Here is a 24,105-nt window from a genome sequence, read left to right on the forward strand (position 1 = left end):
GGACCTGATGGCTCCGGTTCTGGAAGTGGCGGATATCTTCCGCCGCCACGGCGAAGCGTTTCGGCAAGCCCGTGCCGGGCATCTGGGCCGCGTCGAGCGGCGCGTCATGGGCGCGATCACGGCATGCCGGACGGCCGTGCTCGGCGGCCACGTCGAGCAATGCGACGACTGCGGTGCCACTCGCATCGCCTACAACTCCTGTCGCAATCGGCATTGCCCGAAGTGCCAGGGCTCGGCGCGCGCGCAATGGCTTGCCGAGCGACAAGCCGAACTCCTTCCCGTGCCGTACTTCCACGTCGTTTTCACGTTGCCGGCGCCGGCCAGAGAGATTGCTTTCCAGAACAAGGCGGTGGTCTATGCCATTCTGTTCCGCTGCGCGGCCGAGACGCTCACCACCATCGCAGCCGACCCCAAGCATCTCGGCGCTCAGCTCGGTGTGACCGCCGTCCTCCATACCTGGGGCCAGACGCTGCAACACCATCCGCATATCCACTGCGTCGTGCCTGGTGGTGGACCTTCGCTCGACGGCACGCGCTGGGTCGCTTGCCGGCCCGGCTTCTTCCTGCCGGTACGCGTCCTCTCCCGGCTGTTCCGCCGCCTGTTCCTGCAAGAGCTGCAAGCGACCTTCACGGCCGGCGAGTTGGGCTTCTTTGGCGATCTCACCCATCTCGCCAATCCCGCCGCGTTCGCCCAGCGCCTCGATCAATTGCGACGGACCGACTGGGTGGTCTATGCCAAGCCGCCATTCGGCGGGCCCGAACAGGTGCTGGCTTATCTCGGCCGCTATACGCATCGCGTCGCCATCGCCAACAGTCGGCTGATCTCGCTTGCCGATGGCAAGGTGAGCTTTTCCTGGAAGGACTATCGGCAGAATCGTAAAGCCAAAGTGATGACGCTTGATGCCGATGAGTTCATGCGGCGCTTTCTACTGCACACCCTGCCGGACGGCTTTCATCGCATCCGCCACTATGGCTTCCTCGCCAATGGCGGACGCAACAATAGAATCGCCCTCTGCCGTCAACTCCTTGACGTTCGTAACGCTCCGACTGATCAAGAAGCCGGCGACACCAAATGTGAGATCCCCGTCTGCCCGCATTGTGGCGGCACCATGCGGCGCATCGATGTCGTCCCGCGAGCCTGCCCGCGCGACCATCCGTTTCGTTGTGACACGTCATGACCAGCGCCTGCACCATCCACCCGTTCCGGGATCACCTTCTCGGTGGCAACGTTCGATGTCGCCGTGCCCGCCCTCGTCACCGCTCACCCTGTCAGTCACTCGGCCGCGCATCACAGCGCAGCAAATCGCTCGCGGCATCGCGCTCTCGGCCCAAGCAATGGCGCCGCTCACGTCCGATCAATATCGCGCCGACGCGCGGCGACCACAGGCGCGCCTTCTCCGCAGTTGGACCAGCTGCACTATCGCCATAGCGACCACAACTCCGCAGCTTCGTTCAATCCGGCTTCTATGAGGTCGCACGCGCCACCGCGCGCGCGGCTGGCCTTTGCCCCGCGACCTCACAGAACCCTCAAGATTCACAGATTGGAATGTTCGTGATTCAAGCTCCGAAAGGAGTTTTGGATGCACCGATTCGTTTTGACGGACGGCCAGTGGGCGAAGATGGAGCCGCTGTGTTTGGGCAAGCCGACTGACCCCGGCCGTACGGGAGGCGACAATCGGTTGTTTATCGAGGCCGTGCTGTGGATCGCCCGCACTGGCAGCCCATGGCGAGATCTGCCACCGACGTTCGGCAACTGGAACACGGTGTTCAAGCGGTATCGCGATTGGGTGAAGGCCGGTGTCTTCAGACGGATATTCGATGCCGTATCGGATGATCCGGACATGGAGTTCGCCATGGTCGATGCGACAATTGTCAAAGTTCACCGCCACGCACAGGGCGCAAAAGGGGACCAAAAATCAGGCCATCGGCAAGTCGAAAGGCGGCTGGACCACCAAAATCCTCGCGCTAACCGCCGCGCTTGGGAATCTGGTGCGCTTTATCCTGCTCCCTGGCCATCGCTTTGACACCGTTGGCGTCGCGCCCCTGATCAAAGACGTCGAATTCGGTGGCTTGATCGCCGACAAGGCTTTTGATTCCAACTGGATCATCGAAGACCTGAACAAACGCAAAGCCAAGATCGTCATCTCGCAACATCAAAGGCGCGCCCAGCCTCTCGACATCGACAAGGACATTTACAAATCGCGCCACCTGATCGAGAATTTCTTCGGCAAGCTGAAGGAATTCAAACGCATAGCAATGCGGTGCGACAAGACAGACGGCAGCTTCGAAGCGATGATCTACCTCGCAACCGCCGTCATCCATTCAAGGTGAATCTCAACAGACCCTAGAATATCGTTGATCTTTTTGATCGGCCAGGCGGTGACGCTTGGTACCGTATAAGTGTGCAGCTTCTTCGCGTTCCTTGCAATCGCGTTCGCGCCATTCTCGCTGTGGTCCTTTGAAAGGAGCAGTCGCGAGGGGGTCTGGGACAATGACACAAAAGCACTCTCTGTAACGCCTTTCGTGTGCCACGCCGCGAGACGCGCCATATCAATTTCGTCCTCCCTTTCGTCGTCCGAGCAGATAGCAGCCTTATAAACATGCGGGCTAGCCTGAGCACGCAAACCCGCTAGGGAACGCACATGCGCGATGGCACTCACCTCCTCGTCTAGAATAGGCTCACAATCGATGTCCTCGTTCTGAAAACGATGCAGCGGCAGATACGATGATGCCACCACATCGTCGAAAATGCGGTCGACTTCGACGCTGCCGGCATAAGATCCGGTGGTTCGTGGCCACTGTGCGGCTCGCTGCGCAGCGAGTTTGATCTCGTTCTTCAGCGCCTTAACGCTCGCTCCGGCTAGCGATGCGGCAAGTTCAGCGCGCCCCCTGACGAAGGATTCGGCCGCGCACCGCTCGCTTTCCTGGATGGCGCACGCTCTCCGATTGCCCCTCGTCAGGGTCGAGGGTGATCCAATCCGGGAATCGATCGAAGCGGCGGCTGAATCCGATGTTCGGTGTGACCGCAGTTCGCTCAGCTGCTGCTCAAAGTCCGCTTGATCCGGCGACGGATGTGCTGGTGAGCTGGTTTGTGCGCATGTAGGGCCGCCCGGCTGTTGCTGCGTCCGCTGCTGCTGGGTCAAGGGTTCTAATGTGTTTGGTGGATCGATGTTCATCTGTTCCCCTCGCGCATGGGACATTCAGTTTGATCTTGGCAGGTGCGGCTTTCGAGAAGCCGACAAGTGAGGAAAGGAATGCGACCGACGGCCAACTTTTCGGGGGCTTCCCGCCTCGGCTATCGACGCTGCGGGAGAGCGTCCCACGAAACTGCGGACCGCCAGGTAATCCCGCGTCTTCGGCGCGCTTGATGGGCTTATGAGATAACGTTGCGGCTGTATAGCTCCACTGATAGTTGAACAGCCGCTGGTAGTGTGCCCGCAGCGGGTCGCGTCCCTCGGGTGAGTGTGGCAGTCGGGCTGGCCAATTTGGCTCTCTTAAGTCTCTAAGCGCGTCAGCTTGTCGACAGCTGATCCTAGTAGAGCGAGAATCAGAGAGCGACACTATCTGCTCGGGATTGCGAACCGACTCGAGGGGACATGGACCCATTTAACAGTATCAACTCATTCAACCAAAATCGCGCTGCTCACAACGCCGCGGAGCTACAACAGCAGCAAGCGGAGTTTGAGCCGTACTTGGATGAGGTGCCGCAGCTCGATACCAGTGCCGTCGCAAGGGTTCCTGTTCCAGATCACTACTATCCTCATCTGTCTGACGAAGACCGTAGACTCACCGAGGCGTTGGAACTTGGGCACCATAGGGCCCGCGGTCCTCATCCCGAAGACGCAGTTACCAGACGCCTCGGGGACGCCGCTGCGCAGCACAGCGCGCCGCGGGAAGCTTTAAGTTGGCCGAAGGAGCTGACTGCAGAACATCACGATCAGGATCCGCTGGGAGGGATGATGGGCGAAGCCATCCGAGCATCGTCTCTCATGCCAACCGCGCGCGATCACCAGACACCGGATCCCGGAGAAGCCGTGCATCACTTCAGCTGGAGCGACAGCTACCAGCCGGCTCCTAACGAACTGACCAGGAGCTCCCCCCTTTCAAGGCACGAGGTCCTCATGGGTGAGGATTACGCGGGGCAGTTGAGGCCTGCGAAGAGGCAGAGGACGCTAGGTCAGCCGGAAGGGGATGCCATTGGGCGCCAGTTGAGCGAGTCCGGCAATTCAGTCGCTCGTGTGCTGATGGAGGACGCCCGCGCACCGTCGCCTTTCGGGCCAGCGGTCGGTTCGACGTTCGTCCTTCCTGCGGAAGGTTACGATCAGGATATGCTGTGGGCGATGATGGAAGACGCCGGCCCATCGTCGTCTCGCGAGCCAACCGCACGCCATCACCAAGACTTGGATTTAGGAGCGGCCGTTCGTTCCTTTAACTCGCGGCACGGCGACCAGCACACGCCGGCTGCCCTTGACGGTAGCAGCGTCCCGCCGAGCCAGGACAGCCGACCCACCCGTTTCGTGGTTCACAATGACCGCTACACTGCGCTGTTCGTGCCCGCGGCGGAGATGAGGCGAAGCACCCCACTCAATCCGCCAGGCGCTGGCATTCGTCTCGGATCTCGGCCGGAAAACGTTCCGCAGCCCAGTGCACGGCCGGCGAATCGGGCCTCGCCAGCGCTGCTTGGACGGTCGATGGAGCAAGCCGCCTCGGCGTCCGCCAGGGCTGAGAGGACATCCCCGGCGGTCCGCGAGATTTATGCTGCATCATTCGCCGTTCCCGAGGATTTTTCGCACGGCACCCAACCCGCCCCGGACACGATGCTCTCGAAGCTCGGCCGCTGGGGTCTCTTGCCGGACGCGGCGCAGCCGGTAAAACAATACGACATTCGCGGCGAGCGCTACATCGCCATCGTGGGGCCTGGAGGGCCCAATGACGTTCGGCTCATCCATCAACCACGAATGGAGACGCCGACGTACACTCCCGACGCTAGGAGCCCGTCCAGATAGCTCTGGTATCGGGCTTGCTAATGGACGATAGCTTGCTCCAGCGAGTCTTGCGAGCTTGGCGACCTTGTGGGCGGTGCAGATGATCGCTACCCGTCCCGATCAACTTGCACGCATCGTCGCTCAGCGACTCCTCGTTCAGCCGAACGGCCATCACCTCCTTGTTATTGGAGAGCCGGCCGCCAAGGCTGCGAAGAAAAACCTACGGTGTTCTTGACGGCACGTTTGGCGGCATTGCCCTTCGTAAGGCCCTCCTCAAGCCCCGAAACAAGGGAAGCATCCTCGGAGTAAAGAGGCTGCTTCCTGCTTCCCATTGAAACCCCGGTCGACTGAACTGGTGGCAACTGATGACGACGGGTCTGGTGGTCCGTCAGCCCCAGATGCACATCCTGGTCGTGGCCTTCCGCAGTTCCTCTGGCCAACGCCGGTCTGCGGCGTCATCGATCCGCCTCGAGTCTATCAGTGCCGTATCTTCGGGATCAGCAATGGTCAGGATACCGGGCGCGATCGCCATCGCTTTAGCGCCGACCGACGACTTCCGCAGCTGAGCCAGTGCTGCGCCGACGTTGCCGCCCACACCAGTGTCCTGGTTATAGCTCTTGACATCAGCATCCAGCGCCTCCGCGGAAAGCCGGCCAGCAATGTCCTTCTTATTTTTTTGAGGGAGATAGTCGCAGAAACCTCTGAGAGCAGTGCATAGATCCTCCCAACTACGCCGCTGACGCTCGCCCAGTTCGCCGAGATGCTGATCCGACAGCTACAGCGCCGAAACGAATGCAGAGATCGAAGAAAAATCGAAATTGTGGCGGAGGCGCGATTAAACGACCCTACCAATTCTTACAGGAGATTTGCGGGACTTAGGTCAGTTAGCTTGCTGGGTGTTAGTCACTTTTGGAGATATTTCAGTGTTGATTGTTGAAACCATTTTGAAGCCAGACCACTTTGGCGGCATCGGACTTTTCTCTGCTACTCTTTTACCTAAAGGTACATTAGTTTGGATTCATAATCCAATCGTTGACATTGCCGTGACGCCTGAACAGTACGAAGCCTTACCTCCAACATTTCAAGCTTTACTTGACAAGCATGCCTATCCAAGAGACCGCGATGTTGATGATGGTGTTGTAGAGTACAATGCTGACAATGCGCGTTTCATGAATCACAGCAGTCAGCCAAACACATATCAAGACGATCATTGTCGAATTTTCGCAGCCCGTGACGTACAACCGGGCGAAGAACTGACTTGCGATTACTTGTCTTTCGATCCAAGGTGCGACTTATCGTGGGTTAACGAGCTAGCGCCGAATCTTGGTGCCGGAAGGCGCGAGGCGGCCTTGGATTGAGTTTGCGGTCTGGCGACGTTGATTCCGTCGGCGAATTGACACGGGCGAGAGTTTCGGCAGCAGTTGTCCCCATCGAGACGACGCGAGTTGAAGATCATCGTGAGCGCGGTCTTGTTCGACGCCCCTTGGCGCGCACGAACGCGCTTTCGATGACGTTGGCAGCCCCCCTACGTGGAGTTCACTACATCTGCTGTGCCAACCTAAGGCTTCGTTACTGACTCGCTTTTTTACTCGCTAATGTCCGCAACTCGTCCTGGCAGCGAAACACTGGGCTGCTGTTACGATTACTCCGTGAGTCTTGGTGAGGCGCTCATGAAGAGGCAGATCGTGGGAGCGGACGCTGCTGCCCCGAATGCCTCGACGACTTGATTGACGAGAGCAGCCCGGTTCGCGTGATCGACGTATTTGTCGATGCGCTCGGTTTGGCTGAGATAGGCTTTGAGATTGCGGATCCGGCGGCGGTTGGCCGTCGTACCATCCCTCGGTGCTCCTCAAGCTTTACATTTACGGCTATCTAAACCGGGTGCAGTCGAGCCTGCGGCTCGAACGAGAGGCCGGGCGCAACGTCGACGTGATTTGGCTGCTGGTTTTCCCTTTTGGCGCGCCAGACGGGCGAGGAACAATCAGCTTGGCAGTGCATCGACTGAGGGCCCCAGCCGGTCCAGGCGCCCCCGACTGCTGGAGGAAAAATCCGTATCGTTGGGGTTGGCGGCCCCCAGGTTGGGGCCGCTTTCAATTGACCGGGGCGTCGGACCCGACACCTGACCGCATCGATTAACATAGCCACGTGGCAGGGCCGGAATTAAGCGCTGTAGTATAGTTGGCCGCTTATCGATCCGCTGTTCGTGCTTTCAGCTTGTATAGTCACGCATTACGCACACAATGAAAGCCCTTCGCTGCTCAGCCACGCACGGCTAGCAGAGCTGCGGCAATCCGTCTATAATAGCTCCGGCGCGCCCGTAGAGATCAGCGCAGATGGAGACAACAGAGAGTAAGGCCGCCTCAGTTGTGGGGCCTGCGCTCGGCCAACAAAACGGCCCCGGCGAGAGCACTGACTGGGCCGTTCTCATTCCTGTCGCCGAGCCGCCGTTGTCTGTATCGGGCGCCATCGGGCCTTACAATTATATCCTCCATGAAATCGTCTGCCCAGTGTTCGCATCATCGAATCACGTCGCGTGCTCCGTCAATCAACGTGGATCAAGCAAACGCAAATAGTTGCCGCTTTTTCCTGAGGGCCCATTCTTTGGGACACATCCGGGCAGAGCTCGCGGGCAAGGTACAGCCCCATAGATATTACCTCGGTTCCTCGACTGGTGATGTAACCCCAAAATGCGCCGGATGACACTTGAAACGGTCGGGCAAAGAGATCGGCAACATCGCATTCGAAGCCACGCGAATTGACGCGATAGCCCCTGTCTCAAACGGACCGCCGAAGTTGTTGCCTGTGAGGCTCATGAAGCGCCACAACGGTTCATAATCGAAGCACCGTCGCGAACACACAGCCTAGAAGACATCCGTTTGCCTCCGGCATGGAGGAGAACAATTTATCCAGGAGATCCTGGGTTCTCGGTATGGTGAGCGCCGTGCAATGTGCGCTCATATAGGCGTGCGGCACTTAGCCCGGTTCCTTCTCTAACTGCCGGCCCCTTTTCCTTCATCCAAGATGGCAAGATTGTATCGGTGGAGAAGACCCCGCACGCGGACCGCAGGTGCCTAGGATCGATGCAAAGCATCGTGAAGTCATCGCGTTTCGCCTTGTTGCTCAACCACAGAAGCGCCTTTGTCTCCGTTCTCGTAGCAAGCGCCGCCTCTATCCACGTACGGATCTGCGGCGTAGCAATCAGGAAAACCGCCGAAACGGCGCAGGTAGCGCTCCGCTATGGATATACCATCTCAGCAGAGGACAGATCATGGCTGTCGTACGAACCGCGATGACCCTCGACCGGTTCTCACGAGTGACGATCGACCAGTTCTCTCTTGATAAGGATAGTCACACTTCTCTCCAAAGCCCGTACAGCTTCCGTCACAATGCCGAACGCATTGCGACACCTCGAGCACTGCTGCACCGAGTTCATCAGGAATGTGAGCGGGCCGGCCAAGCTTGAGGTTGACGGATATGCCATCAATTAGCGATCGGGAGTCGTGGCGCCTTGAAGTTGAGCGGCAGGGGCATCAAGCGGTCGCCGCTCGTGACCGATGGTGTCTGGTGTTAGCCGGATTGAAGTAAGACAGGAATCATCTTGTTGGAACCGCGCCGGCGTGAAGGCTTCCGTCATCGACATAGCATGGTCCTGCTCCAGCTTGGTTCGCGGTAGTGCGCCGGTCAGGTGATGCCGCCGAGGCACTGATGTTTGACAGGCCAGCCGCCGGTGTGTGGGCCGTCAGGAGATGACTTTACCAGCCTTGATGCACGCTAGCTCGGTTGGGAATGCCGTTACTGTGAGCTGTCGCGGCCTGCACCAGGTACCGTTCCGACGGCTTTGCGGATGGTTTGTTTCTGCGAGGCGCACAACTCGTCGCGAGCATCGTCAAAATATTCGGCGTCGACCGAACCAGCTTCGTCCGACATGTCTACCTGCCGCGAATTCCCGTCAATGTGTCCGGCTGCGCCAGGCCTCATCGACGAAGGCAAAGCGGCTCGGCGCGACAAACTCGTATGATCCGCACAGAAGAAGACGAGCCATTCATAGCCAGAGGCGGACGCAATCTTTCCAGTCACCTACCAACCCTAGCAATTGATCAAGAAGACAAACACGTGCCATGCATCCGCGTTCCGTGAACACCGTCAAGAAAGTTGAGTTCAGAACTTGGTCGATAAGGATGAGAAGGCTCCTCCTGGGTACAATAGTGATCATATTGTTGGCCGCAGCTGTCGCTAGTCTGACCCGGCGGATTTGCGAGCGAAGCGGTCCTGACATCGATATCAATCGCGGCGATGGCCGTCGATGCTGGGAGTTCGTCAACGTTGGCGATGTGGTCCGTGCGTCTTCTTCTGCCATGAGGTGTCCTGGTGCGACAGGAGGTCCTCTGGGCGGCGAAATCGGTTTCCGCTGGCAGATAGCCAATTCGGTGTTTGGCATCGCCGTGAATGGCAGCTGCGCGAATCACGAGGACGCCCACGCTAACCTCGTTCTGCCGAGTCTTCAGGATAAACGCCAGATTGTTACAGGCAGTCCGGTCAAGGACCCGCTGGGTTACACCTGGAATGACGTGCTCGTGCACATAAACGGCGCCGCTGCGGTCGCCCGCAATAAATATCAGCTCTGCGAGCTTGCAACTCCGCTGCCTCTCATCAACGGCAGCGAAAGCCAGTGGGACGGTGCAGCTAGAGTGGAGGACCTAAGATCTCCTTTTCTGCCCGCCAAGCCGTCAGTGCTGAGTACGATTGCGTGCTCATGGGTCCTCGGATCATTGGTTGTTGCGCAACCTCAATCGCAGGCGTTTCCGACGGGCGGTCCTGGAGAAACTGTCGGTGTCGGGCAGGACATCAACATAGGTTTGGTCCACGTGAACTAACGCCCGGAGGCCGCGGACGTCCTTGGCCTTCACTTTGGTGTAAATTTCTGTCGAACGACAAGAGTAACTGATGTCGAGAATTTTGGCTGTTGGGACTGCTTCCGGTTTTCGCAGGCCGACCTCAAGGTTTTGGCGGGTCGCCACTTCGGATCCAGAATGGAGAAGCTAAAGAGATATCTTACAGTATTCGATCATGCGCTAGTCGATCAGCGCTTCTTTTGCGTTACGCCAGAATGGCTTCTCACCGATCATCGCATAAGTGAGACAAACCAAATATACCTGGATTGGGCAAAGGAGCTCGCGTGCAAAGCGACAGTGCTCTGTCTCAACCGGGCTGGCGTTAAGCCCGAGCAAGTCGATCGGGTTATGTTCGTCTCGACGACAGGGATAGCAACCCCTAGTCTCGACGTGGACCTGATCTTCAAAGTCGGATTGCGAGCAGATGTGGGACGGACGCCGATATTTGGCCTCGGATGCGCTGGGGGAGCATCGGGAGTTAACCTGGCGGGAGCCCTTTGCCGAGCCACCAACGAACGCGTTCTCCTCGTTGCTGTGGAGCTGACTTCCCTTACATTCCAGCCGAATGATCTCACCCCAAAGAACGTTGTCGCCTCAAGTCTGTTTGGAGACGGCGCTGCCGCGCTATTAATCGGGCCAGCCGAAAGCGGCTCTGGCAAACTGGACATCGTGAGAAGTACGAGTTTGCTTCACCCCGGCTCGACTTCTCTCATGGGCTGGCATTTTGGCGACGCCGGATTTGAAGTCGTGGTCTCCGAGCGCATTCCATCAATGATTAGCGAATTGATGCCACGTGCAATGCGATCGTTGCTCGCGGAGGATGGCATCCTGCCAAGCCAGGTGAAGAGCCTCATTTTTCATCCCGGCGGAAGAAAAGTGTTGGAGGTTTGTGAGCAGGGCCTCGGGCGGTCCTCTGAGAACTTCTTTTCGAGCTATGAGACGCTTCGACTTCATGGAAATATGTCCAGCGCAACTGTGCTATTCGTTCTGGAACACGTTCTGGCGCATGAAGAACAAGCGCCGGGATCATACGGCATCTTAGGCGCCTTTGGGCCAGGCTTTTCGGCCGAACTGTCGCTACTGAAATGGGCTGACACCGAAACGGCATAGCCAAGGCCCGCAAATCTTGAGTTGTTGGGCGACCGATGAAGGCACAAGTCGGATCGTAGCCATGTCGTTCTGTGAGCCAAGGAGTTGAGTGTTATAGTTGTCTTCCTAAGACCGCTTGGCCTCCGACTTTGTTCAACGGTACCCCGGCAGTGCCCGCGGGACGGTGTCGGTTACAGCATCGCTCCGGAACCGATCTGGCCGTCCTCTCTTAGACAACTTCAGACGGCGAGTTGGTCGATTCGGAGTTCTCGTCACGGTTAAGGCGCTCATGCATTGCTCTGCTGGCCTTGAAGACCGGAAAGCGCTTTTGCTCGATTTGCATGCACTCGCCCGTTTTTGGATTACGGCCTATGCGAGCCCGCCGATGGCTGACCGAAAATACCCCGAAGCCCCGTAGCTCAACGCGGTCGCCGCGCGCGAGCCCCTCAACGATCTCATCGAGGATTGCGCTCACAATATTGTTGACGACGCTCTGATAAAGATGCGGGCAGCTGTCGGCGATACGTTGAACGAGTGTGGACCTGATCATCGACGCCGCTGTGCGTTTTTGGGAAGTGGCCATTTGCTCGAAAGCATTGGCAACTGTCAAGCTCGCTTTGTGCCGGCATTGACGAAGAAATGTCATCGCGCGATCAATAACCAGGCTTGCTAGCTCCTTTTCAGATGGAGCGCGCGACATGGCCTCGACGTACGTTTGATCGGTAACCGGACGTCTCAATGCTGCCAACGGCAGAATGTCGCCCGGCGGCGCCCCGCGTCATCGACCCCACTATCGATTGCTCCAGCTCAAGCCAAATGCCGATGGCTGGCAACGCTGTCTCCGTTTGATTGATCGAACGGAAATAGGAGTGCCGCCCGGTCCGGTGGTCCGACACGGAATGAGCTCTTGGCGTCGATGGTTTCTCTGTCGAACCTTATGAACCAAAACGCTTAGCCACGATTGCTTCACACTACAGCGAGACGCATCCATTGCCGGTCGGTCAACTACCAGTCCCGGCAATTGATCTAGATAACAGAAGCATGTCACCTTCGACTGGAGAACGTTGCTCGGTCAGTCTTCTTTCCGATTGTACATTGACGCTGGTCGACTTTGAGCGGAGACGATGTGATGTAAAGGGTGGTTGAGGCAGACCAGTTCCGCAGGCGTCCACTATCGAGGTGCAGACCATGGGAGCGCCACGCCTCGCTCGACCAACGTGGCGTCTAAAGTCCCGCTTCGCGGAGCCGACTGAGAAGATGGCAAATCGCGTCAACCGCAACAAGCATGTCGCGGATCTCGGCAAAGAGGGTTCTGCTGCGCCACTTGAGCTTGAGCGGCCGGAGCCAAGCGTACCATCTAGCCTGTTCGGTCCGTGAGGATAACTTGCTGGGATGGCACAAGACACCGTGCCAGGATCGTGACCCATCGTGCGTCACGGACACGATTGGACAACCAGCGCAACGGAGCGCGTTGGTGAGTGCGAGGAGGCCGAGGGCATCGCCGCGCCTGACGACGATCGGTCCCACGGCCCGGTGAATAGCAGCCGCGGTTCAATTTCGTTGGCCTGATCAAGCGACCTCAACGACCTGCCCGGTAGTCATGAAGACCAGAAGAGCCCGCTTGGCCTTGGTGTGCTTCCGATAGTCGACGATCTGTTGCCTGTAGTGGCCGATGCTCGACGCGTCCGGCGCCACGTCGCTCTTCCAATCGACGACCGCATCGATGGCTCCGGCGTCATCGAACGCGACCGCATCGGCCTGTCCGGAGAGCAGTACCTCCTCGCCGTTGCTGCTGTCGTTTCCGAACAATGGGAGCTCGGGGACGAGACGCGGCCGCAGCTTGGCGACGTCAGGAAGGGCGAGCGTCCGCCGCACCGTAGCGGCCAGTTCAACGGCGCTGATGCCGACCTCCGCGTCAGCCGCCGGCTCTTGCCCCATCTGGCAGATCAGTTCGGCGGCTCGCGTTTCGAGCTCGGTCTGGGCGTCGCCGGCTTCTCCGGTCAGTACCTCCTCGATCAGCTTGTGGAGGATGGTACCGCGCGTCGAACTGCCGAGAACGGCGGCCGGCTCCAAGGTCGCGGCTTCGGGAGTCTCCTCGCTTTCGATCTTCGTTTCCGCTTCGTCCACCTGGTCAAGTTCTCTCCGGCTCGGGCGATGCCAGATTATGGCCTTGCACGCGTCAAATATGGCGGTCGCCTCGGCGGCGAAGGTCTCGCGGGTCTGGCCGTTCTCCCGGTACATGACGCCCCTCACCTTTGCGGTCCCGACGTCCCTTGGGTTGATCGCCGGGAGATCGGCAATGCCCAAATCGACAAGTTTTGCCCAGCACTTGTCCGACAGAGCGGTGGAGTGCCTGGGCAGGATCAACAGATCGCGTGCCCGAGTCGCCGCCACGTACCAGAGACGTACGCGCTCGCGCCGCTGCTCTTCGTCGGCGCGAGCCTCGATGTCGGCATGGTCCGCCGGGCAGATACCGAGGATCGGGGTCGAGAACAGGTTCTTCGAGCGATCCTGAACCAAGCCGGTTTCGGCGTTGGGCGTGCCGGTCATGTTGATCGGGATGACGACCGGCCATTCGAGACCTTTAGCCGCGTGGACCGTGATCAGCGAGACCGCTTCCTGCTCTGCGTCGGGCCGGCCTTCGACCTGACGCACCGCTTCCTCCCAGTTTGCGCGCATGTCGCTCGCGAACGCCCGCAGGCCGCGAACATCGTAGGCCCGCGCCATGTCGAGGAAGAGATCGACGTTGGCGACCGCCCGCTCGGCGCCGGCCTTGAACCGCTGCCGGATCTGCGCACGGACGTGGAACGCCGCGATCGCATCGGCGAGGAGCGCGTATGGTATCGTGGTACGCGCCCGCTTGCGCAACGACGACAGCTTGATCAGGACATCTCGGGCGAGCGCGTGGCCCACGCTTTCTGGATCGGTCCGGATTGTCAGCATCGGCAGGCCTTGCCGGTCGGGATCCGACGGCAGTGCTTCTGAGATGTCGAGCAGTTCGGTTTCGGTGAGGCCGACCAGCGGCCCACGCAGCAGCGACCCGAATGCCAGCGTGTCGCGCGGGTCGGCGAGAGTGCGGGTCAGCCCAATGAGATCCTGGATCTCCTGCCGCCGGAAAAAGCCCTTGCCGGCCTGGGTTGAGACCGGGATTGCGAGATCCTCCAACGCCTCCTCGAAACGCCAGAGCTCGGTGCCGACGGGCGCCAATAGGCCGATGTCGCCAAAACGGCACGGTCTTGTCTCGCCGGTCGGCTGGTCGCGCACCTGCAGATTACCGACCAACCGGTCGCACAGGTCGGCTACCGCGATCGCTTCGGCGTCGCGGATCGCGGCGGCCTTGGGCTTTTCGCCTTCAACTACAACGTCCAGCGCGCACACGCCTGGCTTCTCGCCGATCGCGGAATGGATCGGCGACAATTTGGAGAATCCGGGCTGTCCGGCGGCGGACAGGGGCTGCTCGAACCGAGCGTTGACAAAATCGACGATCGGCTCGACGGACCGGAAGCTGGCGGTGATCTTGATCTGCGAGCCGGCGTCCACCGCCGACCGTGCGGCGATGTAGGCACTCACGTCGGCGCCCCGGAAGCGGTAGATCGCCTGTTTGGGGTCGCCAACCATGAATAGGCTGCCCGGACGCAGAGGACGGGCGAGCGCATCGCTGCCGTCGAAATCATCCCCGCAGATCAGCCACAGGATCTCCGTCTGCAGCGGATCAGTGTCCTGGAATTCATCGACCATGACGTAGCGGAAGCGCTGCGAAAGCGCCCGCCTCACCTCCCCATGGTCGCGCAGCAGGTCGCGGGCGGTGTAGAGCAGGTCGTCGAAGTCCAGCAAGGCCGCGGCCCGCTTGTAGTGGCGCCATTCCTCCAGAATGCTCCGCATTTCGTCGCACAGCCGCGACAGCAGTTCACCAGCGACGGCTCCCAGCAATGCCTCCAAGCCATCGTGGCAAGCCTTGTATCGCGGAAGGATCGCGTCGAATGCGGCCGTTCCGTTGGCCTTCGACTGGCCCGCTTTGGCGGCGGCGTCCTGCCATTTCGTCTTGGTCTGCAGCGCCCTTCGTCCGCCCGCCTGAGTAAAGCAGCTTTCGTCGCGCTCGAAGTCGAGCGCGGCGATCAAGGCGGCGTTGCTGGGCACGGACTCGGCCACCCCATAGCAGCCGAGAAGATCAGCGAGAGCGCGCATCGCCCGACATGCGGCCGCCGTCTGCTCCTCGCGGTAAGCATAGCCACAAAGGTCTGCTTCGAATTGCTGCACCGCCTGCGCGAAATCCGCCATCGCTTTTGACGACCACGCGATGCGCGCGCAATTGGCGTCTCGGTTCTGTCGCAGGAACTGCGCCACATTCTCGACGAGCGTCAGCCCGGCAGCCTCGCTCGCGAGGGTGATCTGGGCGATCAGGCCGTCACCGGCATCCCCGGAAAGTCTCTCCTTCAGCCAAGCGTCGTAGCGCTCCTTGAAGGCCAAATCTGCTTCGGTCGGGTCGACGATATTGGCCCCGGGGTCGATGCCGGCCTCTGCCGGATAGGGCTTGATCAGCGCCTGTGCGAAACCGTGGATTGTACTGCACGTGAGCTGGTCGAACGATTGGCAGGCGCGATAGAGATTGGCCTTCTCCGCCTCGGGAACGCCGTTCGGGAAGACCTGAGCCAGGTCGCGGGGCACTTCGCCCATAGACAGCGCTGTGGTGAACTTCTCGATCCTAAGACGGAGCTCGCTTGCGGCGAATTCGGTGAACGTGATCGCCGCGATATGCTTCGGGGCAACGCCTCGCGCGAACAGCACAGCGACTCGGCCGGCCATCACTGACGTCTTTCCGGATCCAGCGCCGGCTTCGACCAGCAGGGTGCGATCGACAGCGGTCAGCGCGGTCAACCGTGCTTCCAAGTCCGGGATCGTCTTCATGGCTCTTCCCACACTGCGGCTGCCGGGCCCAGCTTGATCATCGCGAGCGGCAACTTGCGTTGCAGATATCCGGGATTTGCCGGCAGCGCGAAGGCGTGATCGTTGTAGTCGCCGGCGGCGTCCTCGCCCGGCGGCGCCAAGCCGGACAACAGCGCGTTGCGGGAGGCAACCACTGCGGATGAGATTTTCGCGAGCGCACCCTCGAGGTCCGCCAACGGAAACACCGCCCGTTCCCTTTCTGCAGCATTCGGATAAAGAAGCGAGGCCTCGATCGCCACCTCGCCGCCGAGCAGCGTCTTGACCGCGAAGGCATAAAGACAGCGCTGGAGTTCGGTGCCCCCCTTGAGTACCACCTCATCCAGCTTTTTGCCGATCTTGCCCGTCTTGTAGTCGATGACGCGTGCGCGCGACCTATCGCCCGACAAATCGAGCCGGTCGATCTGTCCCTCGATCAGCAGGCCGGTTCCCGGAATCTCGACAGGCGCGTCCAGCGACCAGGGCAGCTTGCGGCCATCGGATTCAGGGTCGGCCTTTCCGAACGGTATTTCGCACCAGGACTTTTGGTTCGGTAACGGCGCCAGTCCGTATGCCAGCGCAGCGGTCGCAAGCGCATGTCCGCGCGCTGTGGTGCTGCGCCAGATCACGTCAGGCGGCATCGGCTGGGCATCCTCCCATTCGGCGACTGCGCGATCGCGAGCGTTGGCCAGAGCGGCTTCGATCCGTTGCGGGTCCGCGCTGGCGATCCCGCCATCTCTCTCCAATACCTCGACGGCGTCGCGCAACATTGTGTGCACGAACGTCCCGAACGCGTTGGGGTCGAGGATCAGCGGCTCGTCAGCGTCCTCCGGGACCCTCCAGCCGAGAGCGTAGCGCCAGATGAAGCGGATCGGGTCTCGCAGAAGTACCTTCATCGAAGTCGCCGAGAGCGGCCGCTCGAGCAATTTGATCAGTCTTGCGTGCGCCGGTGTAATCAGGCCGTCATGCGTGGTGATCTCGTTGCGGTGCCAGTCGCGCCAGCACGCCAGGCCGGAGACGGCAATCGGTAAGCCCGAGAACTCCGAGGGCCGGGCCAGAAGCCGGTCGGCCTCGCTGAAGGCGTGTTCTGGCGTTCCGGCACGGTCGAGATATATCTCGTTGAGTTCAGAGATCAACGGCGAGCGTCCGAGCATGCGGCCCTCGGCGTCGCGCCGGCTGAACGAAATCTGTACGCTTTGCGCCATCGACACGATCGTCTTGAGATCCCGCTTGTCGCCATCCGCAACCGGCAACGGATCGAGTTGCTCAATGGGCAGCACGTGATCCGGAATGAGCCGGTCTTCGGAAATCCGCCGCGGCCATCGGCCGGCATTAAGTCCCAGCAACCAAACGTGAGAACGCGGCGAAGATGCAAGCGCGAGCGCGGACGTCCAGATCGCGCTGGCGGCCGGCTCGATGCCGTCCTCTATGCGCAAACTTGCCAACGTAACCGGCAGGGCCTGCGCCGGTCCTTCTCGCAGCGCTCGGCGCCAAAGGGATCGCTGAACTCCGCTCAATAAGGTCTCGCCCGCAAGCTCCGCCGACTCGGTGCCCCGATCCAGCAACCGGATCAGCTCCATTACGTCGGCAGTTCGGTTCTTGCCATCCGGCCAGTCAGCGTCGTCGGTTCGCGTAAGCACCCTCTCCCACCGCTCCGCGGAGGTCAGCGGAGCGTCGACGGGAAGAATCCGTGTCCACTCTCCCGGCACGTCGCGCAGCGGTCCGCCGTGCATCAGCGCCAGCAGACGTCGCACGCGCTCCTGGGACACTCCCTTGAGAAGTACCTCCGCAAGCGCTGCGGCCGCCTGCCCGTCCGGGGTGGTCAGCGCCTTCACGCCATGCACAAAGTGGATCGGAAGATTGGCGTCCCGCGCCGTTGAGAACATATGATCATCGTAGTCGCCGGGGCTGGACGCCGCGATGGCGATGTCTGACGCTGACACTCCCTTCGCCAGCAGGGCTCTCATCCAACGGAAAGCCTCGCCGACCTCATGGACCTGATTTGCGCAGGAGAACACCTCGACCGGCGGCTCAGCCGCTGGCAGCGCTATCACCTCGACTCTCGAACCCTTTAGCCAATCCGGCACATGCCTTGGGCCGGCGATCCACGACACAGGGATGATCCCAGCAAGCGTGATCAGCAGCGGCCGCCAGCACGGTGACATCTCGCTGTGGCCCTGGATTTCCAGAGGACCGATCACGGCTGGTGCATGTCCGATCCGCTGCAGCGCCATCGCGACCAGATCACCCGGGCGTTTCGTCGATGCCGGCAAGCGCTGGATAACCGCCTGCTCGAGCGACGCCAACGCATCGGTCCGCGGATGGCCTACCATCGACAGATCAATTCCGCCGCGCCACGCCTTGTCGAATGTGGCGGCGACGGCCGCTGGCATTCCCGGCAGATCCTTAATGGGCTCAAGTTCACCCATCTCGATGTCCTGAAGGGTGTTGCCGACGACTTCCGTGAGGACGTCGAGCTTGACCAGTTGAAGAAGGCCGCCTGCAAGTCTTGCCGCAAGCTGTCCCATGGTCATGACCTGCACGCCGGATTCGTTGCGGCGGGCGGCGTTTACTCGAGCCATATGACCCGCCAGGATCGTATGGACGACCACCGTTCTACGCACTTGCATCTGCAGATTAACTGCTCCGGCTTTGATGTGCCTTGGCTCGTTCGGCACATCGTAATACTTCAAGAACGAGGACTGGTCTCACGGGCGGACGCCCTCAGCAACATCAATTGCGCGATACGTAGCGGGTTTCCACGACTATCAAAGCTGCGGCGCGATCGGCCCGGCGTGGCTGCTCGGAGCGAACAATTATTGGTTGGGAAATACTATGCTCGGCATCCAAAAGTCAGAGCTAGTGACAGGAATATCACTGTACGAAACGCTCCAATCTGTAGCTGAGACAGCACGCTAGCTGATAGTGAGATAATTCGCTCGCTGTGTCGGTGCTCGGCGGCGCAACTGTTACAATTTGCAATTAGTGTCTGCGCGATAGGCCCGCCGAATTCTTCATGCCCGTCATCGAGCGACCGTAGCGTGCCCGCCGCGCGTACGAAACCCATCTCGCTCGTGCCAAGTGTGCGGCAAGACATGTGGCAGCTGCTGCGGAGCGGTCGGTCGGGTTAGAATTAAGATAAACTACAACATTCCTTGGAGACCTTTGCCCCGCCACATTGTTCGCGATCGCCACGCGAACAGACTTTGTACGACCCGAACGAACGGGCACGGCCCCTCCGGCTAGCCAATCCCAAATGAAGTCACGACGGTACATTTCGTACCGAACGACTGCAACGCCATTACCAATTTCGACATCTCAAACCACCAACCCTCTTGCCGCGTGTCGCCGTGGGGCCGCATGGACTTGCTAGTGTCCTTCCAATTCGAAGTTCGCTAACGTGCGCCACCGCTGAATGAAGCGAAGTTCGGATCCGGAACACTCGCGCACTGGTCCAGCACAACCATGACACTCGCACCGCTGATTACCTATGCCCATGTGGGGAAGTGTTTTGCCAGCGGTCGTGACGCCGAGCGCGTCAACGCGGTCGACGATGTCTCGCTCGATATTGCCGCGGGCGAATTCCTGGCGATCGTTGGCACCTCCGGCTCCGGCAAGTCCACCTTGTTGCGGCTCGCCAACCGCCTGCTCGATGCCGACGACGGCCGCGTCATCGTGGAGGGCGAGGACGTGCGCAACGTCGACCCGGTGGGTTTGCGCCGGCGCATGGGCTTCGTGTTCCAGAGCAGCGGGCTTTTTCCGCATATGCGCGTCGCCGACAACATCGCCGTCACACCGAGACTGCTCGGCTGGCCCGCCACCGAGATCGCCGTGCGGGTCGATGAGCTCCTCGACCTGGTACAGCTCGATCGCTTCCTCCATCGCGATCGCTTTCCGCATGAATTGTCGGGCGGCCAGCAGCAGCGTGTAGGCGTGGCGCGGGCGCTCGCCGCCCGTCCCCGCATCATGCTGATGGACGAACCCTTTGGCGCGCTCGATCCGCTGACCCGCTACACCATGGGCGAGGAGTACCGCGCCCTGCATCGCAGGCTCGGTTTGACTACGGTAATGGTCACCCATGACATGACGGAGGCGTTGCTGCTTGCCGATCGCATCGCGGTGATGCGGGCCGGACGGGTTGTGGCGCAAGGCCAGCCAGCCGAGCTGGCAAACAACAAGGATCCCTACGTGGCGGAGCTGTTGAGCACACCCAGGCGGCAGGCCGAGCGGCTGAACGCCCTGCTCCCGGGAGCAAGCGCGGAATGAGCTTCCTGTCCGACCCGCGCTGGCACGACGCGGCGGCGCATCTGCCGGACTATCTTGGCAGCCACGTTCAGGTCAGCCTGGCAGCGCTAGCGCTCGGGCTCGTGATCAGCCTCCCGCTCGCGATCCTCGCGCGCAATCATGCCGTGATCCGCGGCATCCTGCTGGGCCTCGCCAGCATCGTCCAGACCGTGCCCGGACTGGCCCTGCTGGCGCTGTTCTACCCGCTTCTGCTCGCCATTGCATCGTTGACGCTTCGCTGGTTCGGCTTCGACTTTTCCGCATTCGGATTTCTGCCCTCCATGCTGGCACTGGCGCTCTATTCCATGCTGCCGGTGCTGCGCAACACCATCACCGGCCTGAACGGCGTCGATCCCGCGTTGCTTGAGGCGGCGCGAGGGGTGGGCATGACGCCGCGGCAATCGTTGTTCACGGTGGAATTACCGTTGGCGCTGCCGGTGATCATGGCCGGCATCCGCACCTCGGCGGTATGGGTGATCGGGACGGCGACATTGTCCACGCCGATCGGGCAGACCAGCCTCGGCAATTACATTTTCGCCGGCTTGCAGACCCAAAACTGGGTGCTCGTGCTATTTGGCTGCGTCGCCTCAGCGCTGCTGGCGTTAGCGGTCGATCAACTTTTAACGCTGATCGAACGCGGATTGCGCGAGCGCAAGCGCTTCCGCACTGCGCTCGGCAGCGTCGGGATCGCCGCACTGGTCGCGGCCACATTGATCCCTTCGGTCTCGCGCGCCCCGTCGACCTACATCATCGGCGCCAAAACCTTTGCCGAGCAATATGTGCTCTCCGCGCTCATCGAGCAGCGTCTGCAGGCCGCGGGATTGCAGGCCTCGACGCGCGAAGGTCTCGGTTCCAGCGTGATTTTTCAGGCGCTCGCGGCCAACGACATCGACGTCTATGTGGATTATTCCGGCACCCTGTGGGTCAACCAGTTTCACCGCAGCGAGATGCTGCCGCGTGAAGCATTGCTCGCCGAGCTGAAGAAAATCCTGGCAAAGCAGGACATCACCCTGCTCGGTGCGCTCGGTTTCGAAAACGCCTACGCCCTGGTGATGCCGCGGCAGCGCGCCGAAGCACTCGGCATTCATTCGATCACCGACCTGGCTGCGCACGCGCCGACGCTGTCGATTGCGGGCGACTACGAGTTCTTCTCGCGCCCGGAATGGACTGCCCTGCACAAGGCCTACGGACTCTCATTCCGTACGCAACGACAGATGCAGCCTGATTTCATGTATGCGGCAGTGGCGAGCGGCAACGTTGATGTCATCGCGGGCTATACCAGCGAGGGGCGGATCAAGGAATACGACCTGGTGACGCTGGCCGATCCCAAGCACGCGGTCCCGCCCTATGATGCGGTCCTGCTACTTGCACCACGGCGCGCTCATAATACGGCGTTGCAGGACGCGCTGAAGCCACTGCTTGACCGGATCGACATTGCGACGATGCGCGAAGCCAATTTGCGCGCCAGTGGCAGCAATGCGAACTCCTCGCCCACCGCGGTGGCGCGCTGGCTTTGGCAGAGGATCAGCGGGCAGTAGACGCCGGCCCATAGCTGGCTAGGAACGCATGAACGCGGCTCGGTTGCCCATTACGCATCGGCCGCTCACGCACGCGCGCCCAACTGGGGCTCGGGGTCTCCTCAAGGCTCGAAACAGCCGAGGATTGTCATTGAACCGATCTACTTCTTTTGGAGATTGCCAGTAAAATCCGTCGTTCGATCCGAATGTCAACGATGCGGCGCCAACTGATTCGATCCTGGCTCCCAACGACCAGGAACACGTCGTCATCTATTAGCGTCTCCTAGACGCAGACGGGGAAGGCGCCGACTGGAGAGAAGCCGCCGAGATCGTGTTGCGCATCGATCCTAAACCTGAGCCGGAGCGTGCTCCCCATGCCCACGATAACCCATCTCGCTCGCGTCAAGTGGATGGCTAAGCATTAACGGGATCTGTTGCGGAGCAGTTGGCTATGTTCGAACTAAGCAAGATTGCACGCCGATCTGGCGCGAAGAACGCAGCGATCAGGATAGCGGGCGGCATAGCCGGGATATCGATGATTGCCCAAAGGTTGTCGGGTGCGAGAGCTTTGTTGGATCTAATTGTCGCGGAGCGTCAAGCGTGGCGTCTTGGGAACTTGTGGACTTCGGCTGCACGGTGGTATGGACCGTGACCGTTGAGGTCTGCATAATGCGTCGGCCCCGTGCCGCCGAAGTCTCTCACATCACCTCACTGACGCGGATCCTTACTTTGAGGTCACGCTCCAGTTGTTGAAATTGAAGTTCATTCCCCCTGGGGATGAGGTTACCTCGACGCCGTATTGAACGCTGCCGACGTTTATATCGCCGAAGTAGCCCTTCGACTTGATCCACTCCAGGATGCTCTTGATGTCCACTGTTCCACTATTGGTCTTCGAAGTGCGCAGGAGTGAGATGACCTTGTGACCGTTGAAGCCTTCAAACACGTTCCAAGTCGCTCCGCCCACGTCGACATTGGTGTAGACCGGGATCGCTGCCCCGGAACGATCCTGACGATAATGGTAAGAAATTGGTTTGACGTTACCGCTGCCGTCCGGATTTCCAGTGTAATTCGTCCAGAGCATTATCTCATGCTGGTTTGAGCTGTCCCATATATCGTAGGCGACGTCCCAGGCACCGCTTGTCGGAACATCCTGATTGAAGTTCGAGCTCAGAGCGTTGATTGAACTGAGCGGTTTCCCGATATTGAAAGCCTCGTGCGGATAGCTCTTGATGCCAGCAGTATTAGGCTGGTTCGACCACACACTCCACTGGTTGACTGCACGCACCGAAATCGTCTGAGGCCCAGCACCGTTGCCCCACACGTCGTTGTTCCAAGAGTAGCCATCGCGTGAGAAGTTCCCGTATGGAGCGCTCGAACTCCAAATCGGAGCCTTCGCCGGTACAGGCGCGGCAGACAGTGACTTGGCTTCATTCACGGCCTGCCTAAATAGATTATGATCCTCCTGTCTGAAAACATAACCAGTTTGGGATCCTGGCGAGCCCGCATCGTTGATCCGATTGGAATTCATAATGCTCTCCTTGCTCTTATGAGTAGCAAAATCCCTCGCCGAACCACCCAGCGGGTATCCCCGGTTCGTGATCAGTTCAGTTATAGGCGGCATCGGCATCTAGAGATCAGGTTCGAATGCTAGGAAGGTTGGCTTTCGAGAAGCTGACCAGTACCCCGACACAGAGGTTTTTGATTCGTTGAAGATGGTTTGATTTGGTTGAGGGCCTCGGACAGTCGAGCGCCATTTTGCGCGAGCTTCTCGGTTGTGTACAATCACTTGACGCGATCGCGATCGGCATGGCGCCGTTCTCCGGCGGTCTCGGTGACCAGGCCGGGGAAATTGTCGACGCCCATCGAGGCATTGGCGACGAGAATGCCGATCTCGATCTCAACCATATTCAGACAGCCGGCCTGTCTAGGTGACTCCAACCGGCGCAGTATCCGTCGTACGTCGGCGGCGGGAAAGGCCTGTTGAGCACTCCGGCCGAATGATTGAGATTGTCGAGCACTATTTGGCCTTCATCGGCGCCTAGCCTTCGTCTGCGCTTCCCTGGATCAAGCGCGAGCGGCGGAAAAGTGCGAACTAGATGCTCTTGCGCCACATGACTGGGTCGCATCCGGAGTGCGGAAGTACGGCGCCGGCCGTTCACGATGAGCTGCATCAGCCCCGCCGCAGGAGGAGGCGGAAGATGTCTGTCAGGTGCCCCTTGATCTTCCCAGCGGTACGTCGGATCAGCGGCCGCTGGAGTTCTTCGAGCCTCACCTTTGTAAAGTGACTCGTCAGGCGCGGCGGGGCGCTCCTCCCGACGAGCTTAGTGATGTCATCCCTGACAAGTCGTTCGTGAAGAACTGGCGCCGGCGCCCGGCTTAAGCGGTGTTTCGAGCCGGGACGGTCTCGAAGAAGGCTCGG

15 protein-coding genes and 2 pseudogenes are annotated in these 24,105 nt (G+C 60.2%); 9 read left to right on the forward strand and 8 right to left on the reverse strand.

Annotated features, from left to right (window positions below; translation table 11 throughout):
• Positions 1 to 7: 7 nt before the first annotated feature.
• The gene (locus tag Q2M23_RS29770; RefSeq protein WP_316397962.1) at positions 8 to 1,177 is read left to right on the forward strand and encodes an IS91 family transposase; all 1,170 of its coding nucleotides are present in this window, start codon (positions 8 to 10) and stop codon (positions 1,175 to 1,177) included.
• 441 nt (positions 1,178 to 1,618) lie between these two features.
• Positions 1,619 to 2,330, forward strand: a pseudogene (locus Q2M23_RS29775) (IS5 family transposase).
• Here Q2M23_RS29775 and Q2M23_RS29780 read toward each other — a convergent pair.
• Positions 2,297 to 3,175, reverse strand: coding sequence for a hypothetical protein (locus Q2M23_RS29780; RefSeq protein ID WP_316397963.1), 879 nt, complete (start codon positions 3,173 to 3,175; stop codon positions 2,297 to 2,299). The pseudogene Q2M23_RS29775 and the gene Q2M23_RS29780 sit on opposite strands and share 34 nt — an antisense overlap.
• Before the next feature lie 420 nt (positions 3,176 to 3,595).
• On the opposite strand from Q2M23_RS29780, the gene Q2M23_RS29785 reads away from it, so the two are divergent.
• A complete protein-coding gene (locus Q2M23_RS29785; protein WP_316397964.1) occupies positions 3,596 to 5,005 on the forward strand; it encodes a hypothetical protein in 1,410 nt (469 codons plus the stop codon).
• 367 nt (positions 5,006 to 5,372) lie between these two features.
• On the opposite strand, the gene Q2M23_RS29790 is transcribed toward Q2M23_RS29785, so the two are convergent.
• Positions 5,373 to 5,579: a hypothetical protein gene (locus Q2M23_RS29790; RefSeq protein WP_092087105.1), complete on the reverse strand. Its 207-nt coding sequence runs from the start codon at positions 5,577 to 5,579 to the stop codon at positions 5,373 to 5,375.
• A 328-nt stretch (positions 5,580 to 5,907) separates the two neighbouring features.
• Between Q2M23_RS29790 and Q2M23_RS29795 the strand changes: the two genes are divergently transcribed.
• Both Q2M23_RS29795 and Q2M23_RS44140 read left to right on the forward strand, forming a co-directional pair.
• Positions 5,908 to 6,342: an SET domain-containing protein gene (locus tag Q2M23_RS29795; RefSeq protein WP_316397965.1), complete on the forward strand. Its 435-nt coding sequence runs from the start codon at positions 5,908 to 5,910 to the stop codon at positions 6,340 to 6,342.
• A gap of 326 nt (positions 6,343 to 6,668) precedes the next feature.
• Positions 6,669 to 6,925, forward strand: a pseudogene (locus tag Q2M23_RS44140) (transposase); the annotation flags it as partial.
• Positions 6,926 to 8,776: 1,851 nt separating this feature from the next.
• Here the strand turns inward: Q2M23_RS44140 and Q2M23_RS29805 are convergent.
• The gene (locus Q2M23_RS29805) at positions 8,777 to 8,911 is read right to left on the reverse strand and encodes a hypothetical protein (protein WP_316397966.1); all 135 of its coding nucleotides are present in this window, start codon (positions 8,909 to 8,911) and stop codon (positions 8,777 to 8,779) included.
• A 290-nt stretch (positions 8,912 to 9,201) separates the two neighbouring features.
• Between Q2M23_RS29805 and Q2M23_RS29810 the strand changes: the two genes are divergently transcribed.
• Together Q2M23_RS29810 and Q2M23_RS29815 are read left to right on the forward strand one after the other, a co-directional pair.
• On the forward strand, positions 9,202 to 9,858 hold the full coding sequence (locus Q2M23_RS29810) for a hypothetical protein (RefSeq protein WP_316397967.1): 657 nt from the start codon (positions 9,202 to 9,204) through the stop codon (positions 9,856 to 9,858).
• 156 nt (positions 9,859 to 10,014) lie between these two features.
• Positions 10,015 to 10,986 (forward strand): type III polyketide synthase, encoded by a 972-nt coding sequence (locus tag Q2M23_RS29815; RefSeq protein WP_316397968.1) that lies wholly within the window; start codon positions 10,015 to 10,017, stop codon positions 10,984 to 10,986.
• 208 nt (positions 10,987 to 11,194) lie between these two features.
• Here the strand turns inward: Q2M23_RS29815 and Q2M23_RS29820 are convergent, their stop codons facing one another.
• The 3 genes from Q2M23_RS29820 to Q2M23_RS29830 form a co-directional block, all read right to left on the reverse strand.
• On the reverse strand, positions 11,195 to 11,515 hold the full coding sequence (locus Q2M23_RS29820) for an HU family DNA-binding protein (protein WP_316397976.1): 321 nt from the start codon (positions 11,513 to 11,515) through the stop codon (positions 11,195 to 11,197).
• A 1,019-nt stretch (positions 11,516 to 12,534) separates the two neighbouring features.
• A complete protein-coding gene (locus Q2M23_RS29825; protein ID WP_316397969.1) occupies positions 12,535 to 15,870 on the reverse strand; it encodes a UvrD-helicase domain-containing protein in 3,336 nt (1,111 codons plus the stop codon).
• Positions 15,867 to 18,578 carry a PD-(D/E)XK nuclease family protein gene (locus Q2M23_RS29830; protein ID WP_316397970.1) on the reverse strand — a complete coding sequence of 904 codons (2,712 nt, stop codon included), beginning with the start codon at positions 18,576 to 18,578 and terminating at the stop codon, positions 15,867 to 15,869. The genes Q2M23_RS29825 and Q2M23_RS29830 overlap by 4 nt, the downstream gene beginning before the upstream one ends.
• Positions 18,579 to 19,350: 772 nt before the next feature.
• Here Q2M23_RS29830 and Q2M23_RS29835 point away from each other — a divergent pair.
• Both Q2M23_RS29835 and Q2M23_RS29840 read left to right on the forward strand, forming a co-directional pair.
• Positions 19,351 to 20,151 carry an ABC transporter ATP-binding protein gene (locus Q2M23_RS29835; RefSeq protein ID WP_316397971.1) on the forward strand — a complete coding sequence of 267 codons (801 nt, stop codon included), beginning with the start codon at positions 19,351 to 19,353 and terminating at the stop codon, positions 20,149 to 20,151.
• The gene (locus Q2M23_RS29840; RefSeq protein WP_316397972.1) at positions 20,148 to 21,707 is read left to right on the forward strand and encodes an ABC transporter permease/substrate-binding protein; all 1,560 of its coding nucleotides are present in this window, start codon (positions 20,148 to 20,150) and stop codon (positions 21,705 to 21,707) included. The genes Q2M23_RS29835 and Q2M23_RS29840 overlap by 4 nt, the downstream gene beginning before the upstream one ends.
• Positions 21,708 to 22,410: 703 nt before the next feature.
• On the opposite strand, the gene Q2M23_RS29850 is transcribed toward Q2M23_RS29840, so the two are convergent.
• Both Q2M23_RS29850 and Q2M23_RS29855 read right to left on the reverse strand, forming a co-directional pair.
• Positions 22,411 to 23,214, reverse strand: a complete 804-nt coding sequence (locus Q2M23_RS29850; RefSeq protein ID WP_316397973.1) for a glycosyl hydrolase — start codon at positions 23,212 to 23,214, stop codon at positions 22,411 to 22,413.
• A 254-nt stretch (positions 23,215 to 23,468) separates the two neighbouring features.
• Positions 23,469 to 23,591, reverse strand: a complete 123-nt coding sequence (locus tag Q2M23_RS29855) for a hypothetical protein (RefSeq protein ID WP_316397974.1) — start codon at positions 23,589 to 23,591, stop codon at positions 23,469 to 23,471.
• Between the last annotated feature and the right edge of the window lie 514 nt (positions 23,592 to 24,105).

This window comes from Bradyrhizobium sp. 33ap4 (genome assembly GCF_032654765.1).
Taxonomy (GTDB): domain Bacteria; phylum Pseudomonadota; class Alphaproteobacteria; order Rhizobiales; family Xanthobacteraceae; genus Bradyrhizobium; species Bradyrhizobium australafricanum.

Excerpts from the sequence above, each read along its gene's own strand:
- Q2M23_RS29770 (WP_316397962.1), top strand. The coding sequence starts at position 8 with ATGGCTCCGGTTCTGGAAGTGGCGGATATCTTCCGCCGCCACGGCGAA.
- Q2M23_RS29780 (WP_316397963.1), bottom strand. The coding sequence starts at position 3,175 with ATGAACATCGATCCACCAAACACATTAGAACCCTTGACCCAGCAGCAG.
- Q2M23_RS29785 (WP_316397964.1), top strand. The coding sequence starts at position 3,596 with ATGGACCCATTTAACAGTATCAACTCATTCAACCAAAATCGCGCTGCT.
- Q2M23_RS29805 (WP_316397966.1), bottom strand. The coding sequence starts at position 8,911 with ATGTCGGACGAAGCTGGTTCGGTCGACGCCGAATATTTTGACGATGCT.
- Q2M23_RS29815 (WP_316397968.1), top strand. The coding sequence starts at position 10,015 with ATGGAGAAGCTAAAGAGATATCTTACAGTATTCGATCATGCGCTAGTC.
- Q2M23_RS29820 (WP_316397976.1), bottom strand. The coding sequence starts at position 11,515 with ATGATCAGGTCCACACTCGTTCAACGTATCGCCGACAGCTGCCCGCAT.
- Q2M23_RS29825 (WP_316397969.1), bottom strand. The coding sequence starts at position 15,870 with ATGAAGACGATCCCGGACTTGGAAGCACGGTTGACCGCGCTGACCGCT.
- Q2M23_RS29835 (WP_316397971.1), top strand. The coding sequence starts at position 19,351 with ATGACACTCGCACCGCTGATTACCTATGCCCATGTGGGGAAGTGTTTT.
- Q2M23_RS29840 (WP_316397972.1), top strand. The coding sequence starts at position 20,148 with ATGAGCTTCCTGTCCGACCCGCGCTGGCACGACGCGGCGGCGCATCTG.
- Q2M23_RS29850 (WP_316397973.1), bottom strand. The coding sequence starts at position 23,214 with ATGAATTCCAATCGGATCAACGATGCGGGCTCGCCAGGATCCCAAACT.
- Q2M23_RS29855 (WP_316397974.1), bottom strand. The coding sequence starts at position 23,591 with ATGGTTGAGATCGAGATCGGCATTCTCGTCGCCAATGCCTCGATGGGC.